Annotated in this window: 3 protein-coding genes; all 3 read left to right on the top strand. The window is 72.8% G+C overall.

Annotated elements, in window-relative coordinates; genetic code table 11:
- The first annotated feature begins 46 nt into the window (after positions 1–46).
- Positions 47–1138, top strand: a complete 1092-nt coding sequence (locus KN815_RS46400; protein ID WP_216347801.1) for a sensor histidine kinase — start codon at positions 47–49, stop codon at positions 1136–1138.
- 220 nt (positions 1139–1358) lie between these two features.
- Positions 1359–2480: a phenylalanine--tRNA ligase subunit alpha gene (gene pheS / locus KN815_RS46395; protein ID WP_216347800.1), complete on the top strand. Its 1122-nt coding sequence runs from the start codon at positions 1359–1361 to the stop codon at positions 2478–2480.
- Positions 2480–5005 carry a phenylalanine--tRNA ligase subunit beta gene (gene pheT, locus KN815_RS46390; RefSeq protein ID WP_216347799.1) on the top strand — a complete coding sequence of 842 codons (2526 nt, stop codon included), beginning with the start codon at positions 2480–2482 and terminating at the stop codon, positions 5003–5005. The genes pheS and pheT overlap by 1 nt, the downstream gene beginning before the upstream one ends.
- Positions 5006–5065: the final 60 nt, after the last annotated feature.

Raw genomic sequence — 5065 nt, 5'->3', positions numbered from 1 at the left:
GCCCGGCGGGGGGCGCGGCCTCTCGTCCACCGGGCCGGGCCCCGGCCTGCCCGGCGGCGCGCCGGACGGCTTCGCGCCGCACCCCGATGATCTGCCCGACGGCCTGGTGGTGGCCGACGAGACGGGCCTGGTCACCTGCTTCAACGCGGCGGCGGCCCGGATCACCGCCACCGACCCCGCGGACGCGATCGGCTGTCGGCTCGAGGTGGCCCTGCCGTTAGAGGACCTGGACGGCCGGCGCTGGTGGGCGCTGACCGATCCGTATGGCGGACTGGCCATCCGGGCCGGGCAGCCCGAGCGGAATCTGCTGCTGCCGGGCGGGCGCGAGGTGCTGGTCTCGGCCCGCTATGTGCGCGAGCGGCCGACCGGGCCGGTGCGCCGGGTGGTGGTCTGTCTGCGCGGCACCGAGGCCCGCCGCCGTACCGAGCGCAGCCATGCCGAGCTGATCGCGACCGTCGCCCATGAGCTGCGCTCGCCGCTGACGTCCGTGAAGGGCTTCACGGCCACGCTGCTGGCCAAATGGGAGCGGTTCACCGACGACCAGAAGCGGCTGATGCTGGAGACCGTCGACGCCGACGCCAACCGGGTCACCCGGCTGATCGCCGAGCTGCTGGACATCTCCCGGATCGACTCCGGCCGCTTGGAGGTGCGCCGCCAGCCGGTCGACCTCGCAGCCGCCGTCCGCCGCCATGTGCAGGCACTCACCGCTGCCGGGCACACCGCCGAGCGGTTCCTGATCAGGGCCAGGGGGCCGCTGCCCCGGCTGTGGGCAGATCCGGACAAGATCGATCAGGTGCTGGGCAACCTGCTGGAAAACGCGGTGCGCCACGGCGAGGGAACGGTCACCATTGACATAGCGCCCGCGACACCGGCCAAGCCGGTCGCGGAAGGCCCCCCTGTCGAAAGGACCGCCGTCACCGTGAGCGACGAAGGCCCCGGTATCCCGGAGGAGTCGATGAGCCGCGTCTTCACCCGCTTCTGGCGGGGCAGCAAGCGCGGCGGCACCGGCCTCGGGCTCTACATCGTCAAGGGCATCGTCGAGGCGCACGGCGGGACGATCACCGTCGACCGGGCCCGCGGCGGCGGCGCGGAGTTCCGATTTATCCTGCCCGTGGGCACTCCGGCCTATCTGGCCTGAGCCACCCGCGGGCTTCTTCGGCACGGGGCGGACCCCGCGCGGCGGCCGCCGAGCGGCGTCCCCCGGAACAGCACCCCTCCCGCGCCCCTTAGACTCGGGCTTTGGCACCTTTGGCGTCCCTTGCACGGGGCGCAGCGGTCGCAGCCAGTCGAGCCGGGGTCGCGCAGCCGGGGGGCACCTCCCAGCGGTAGCTGGGGGACAAACGGAAGTACGGGAAGAGATGTCGGCACCCAATAAGTCGTACGACCCTGTCGAGGTCGAGGCACTGAAACCGGAAGAGATCGCCCGCAGGCGGGACGAGGCGCTCGCCGCCATCGCCGCAGCCGGCGACCTCGAGGCGCTGCGCGAGGTGAAGGTCGCCCACACCGGCGACCGCTCGCCGCTCGCGCTCGCCAACCGCGAGATCGGCGCCCTGCCGCCGCACGCCAAGGCGGACGCGGGCAAGCGCGTCGGCCAGGCCCGCGGCCAGGTCAACCAGGCGCTGAAGGCCCGGCAGGAGGAGCTGGAGGCGGAGCGTGACGCCCGGGTGCTGGTCGAGGAGGCGGTGGACGTCACCCTGCCGTACGACCGCACCCCGGCCGGCGCCCGCCACCCGATCACCACGCTCTCCGAGCGCATCGAGGACGTCTTCGTCGCCATGGGCTACGAGGTCGCCGAGGGCCCCGAGGTGGAGGCCGAGTGGTTCAACTTCGACGCGCTCAACTTCCCGCCCGACCACCCCGCCCGCGAGATGCAGGACACCTTCTTCGTGCGCGGCGCGAAGGACGGCGAGTCGTCCAATGTGGTGCTGCGCACCCATACCTCGCCGGTGCAGATCCGGTCGATGCTCGACCGCGAGCCGCCCATCTATGTCATCTGCCCGGGCCGCACCTTCCGCACCGATGAGCTGGACGCCACCCACACCCCCGTCTTCCACCAGGTCGAGCTGCTCGCCATCGACGAGGGCCTGACCATGGCCGACCTCAAGGGCACGCTCGACCACATGGTGCGGGCGCTGTTCGGCGAGGGCATGTCCACCCGGCTGCGGCCGAACTTCTTCCCGTTCACCGAGCCGTCCGCCGAGATGGACATGCTCTGCTACGTGTGCCGGGGCGAGTCCGTGGGCAACCCGGACCGGCCCTGCCGCACCTGCTCCAGCGAGGGCTGGATCGAGCTGGGCGGCTGCGGGATGGTCAACCCGCGGGTGCTCATCGCCTGCGGTGTCGACCCGGACAAGTACAGCGGGTTCGCCTTCGGCTTCGGCATCGAGCGGATGCTGATGTTCCGGCACAACGTGGAAGACATGCGAGACATGGTCGAGGGTGATGTGCGCTTCACCCGGCCCTTCGGGATGGAGATCTGATGCGGGTCCCGCTTTCTTGGCTGCGGGAGTACGTCGACCTGCCCGCCGGTGAGACCGGCCGTGACGTACAGGCCAAACTCGTTTCGGCCGGGCTCGAGGTCGAGACGGTCGAGCAGCTCGGCGCCGGCCTCAAGGGCCCCCTGGTCGTCGGGCAGGTGCTGGCCATCGAGGAGCTGGAGGGGTTCAAGAAGCCCATCCGCTACTGCCAGGTGGACGTCGGGCAGGCCAACGGCACCGGTGAGCAGCAGAACATCGTCTGCGGCGCCCGGAACTTCAAGGTCGGCGACAAGGTCGTGGTCGTGCTGCCCGGCGCCGAACTGCCCGGCGGCTTCGCGATCTCCGCGCGCAAGACCTACGGCAAGACCTCCGAGGGCATGATCTGCTCCGCCAGCGAGCTGGGCATGTCCGACGACCACGACGGCATCATCGTCCTGCCGCCGGAGTACGAGGTCGGCACCGACGCCATCGAGCTGCTGGAGCTGGTCGACGAGGTCCTCGACATCGCCGTCACCCCGGACCGGGGCTACTGCCTGTCGATGCGCGGCATCGCCCGCGAGACCGCGACCGCCTACGAGCTGCCGCTGCGCGACCCGGCCCTGATCGACGTGCCCGCGCCCAACAGCCACGGCTACCCGGTCCAGGTCACCGACCCGATCGGCTGCGACCGCTTCACCGCTCGCACCGTCACCGGGCTCGACCCCGAGGCGCACTCCCCGATCTGGCTCGAGCGCCGGCTGCAAAAGGCCGGGATGCGCCCGGTCTCGCTCGCGGTCGACATCACCAACTACGTGATGCTCGAAATCGGCCAGCCGCTGCACGCCTACGACCGCTCCCGGATCAACGGGGCGATCGGCGTGCGCCGCGCGGAGCCGGGCGAGAAGCTCACCACCCTCGACGGCAGCCAGCGCGCCCTGGACGCCGAGGACCTCGTCATCACCGACGAGAGCGGGCCCATCGGCCTCGCCGGTGTCATGGGCGGCGCCAACACCGAGATCGCGGACGCCACCGCCGACGCGGAGACCGGCCGGGTGGCCGGCACCACCGAGGTCGTCATCGAGGCGGCCCACTTCGCCCCCGTCTCGGTCGCCCGCACCGCCCGCCGCCACAAGCTGTCCTCCGAGGCGTCCCGCCGCTTCGAGCGCGGCGTCGACCCCGAGGCCACCTCGGCGGCGGCGCAGCGCACCGTCGATCTGCTGGTGCTGCTCGCGGGCGGCACCGCCGAGGTGGGCGTCACCGAGATCATCGCGCCCGGCGCCCCGCACACCATCACGCTGCCCGCCGACCACCCGGACAAGGTCGCGGGGGTGTCCTACGGCCGCGAGACCGTGGTGCGCCGCCTCCAGCAGATCGGCTGCGATGTCTACGGCGCCGACGACCTCACCGTCACCGTCCCGAGCTGGCGGCCCGACCTCACCGACCCCAACGACCTCGCCGAGGAGGTCATCCGGCTCGAGGGATACGAGAACCTCCCCTCGACGCTGCCGAAGCCGCCCGCCGGGCGCGGGCTGACCGAGCGTCAGCGGCTGCACCGCCGGGTCGGCCGGGCGCTGGCCGGGGCCGGATATGTCGAGGCGCTGAACTACCCGTTCATCGGCGAGGAGGTCCTCGACCAGTTCGGGCTGGCCGCGGACGACCCGCGGCGCGATCTGGTCCGGCTGGTCAACCCGCTCTCGGACGCCGAGCCCGCGCTCCGTACCACGCTGCTGCCCGGGCTGCTCGGCGCGCTGCGCCGCAACGCCGGGCGCGGTGAGCACGACCTCGCGCTCTTCGAGACCGGCCTGGTCTTCCGCGCCACCGGTCATGAGCCGGCCGCGGCCGGCCTCCCCGTCGACCGCCGTCCCACCGACGAGGAGATCGCCGGGCTCGACGCCGCGCTGCCGCACCAGCCGCGCCGCGTCGCCGTCGTCCTCGCGGGCGACCGTGAGCAGGCCGGCTGGTGGGGCAAGGGCACCCCGGTGAGCTGGGCCGACGCGGTCGAGGCGGGCCGGATCGTGGCCCGTGAGGCGGGCGCCGAGCTGATCGTCCGCCAGGACCAGCAGGACCCCTGGCACCCGGGCCGCTGCGCCGCGCTGCTGGCCGTCGTCGACGGCGAGGAGATCCTCGTCGGCAACGCCGGTGAACTCCACCCGCGGGTCACCAAGGCCCTGGGCCTGGCCGAGCGCACCTGCGCGATGGAGATCGAGCTCGACCGCCTGGAACAGGCCGGCACCGGCCGCGTGGAGGCCCCCCATGTCTCCACCTTCCCGGTGGCCACCCAGGACGTCGCGCTGACCGTGGACGCCTCGGTCGCCGCGGCCGACGTGGAGACGGCGCTGCGCGAGGGCGCGGGCGAACTGCTCGAATCGCTCCGCCTGTTCGACGTCTTCACGGGTGAGCAGCTCGGCGAGGGCAGGAAGTCGCTGGCCTACGCGCTGCGCTTCCGCGCCCCGGACCGCACGCTGACCGCCGAGGAGATCGCGGCCTCCCGCGATGCCGCGGTCTCGGCAGCGGCCAACCGCACGGGCGCCACCCTCCGCGGAGCCTGACCCCGGCCGGCTCCGCCGGTCGCCGCACCACGGCAATGGGGCGCACCCCACAACGGGGCG

This window comes from Streptomyces niphimycinicus (assembly GCF_018883605.1).
GTDB lineage: Bacteria > Actinomycetota > Actinomycetes > Streptomycetales > Streptomycetaceae > Streptomyces > Streptomyces niphimycinicus.
Note: the sequence above shows the minus strand (reverse complement) of the source record. Positions and strands in the feature narration are given on the sequence as shown.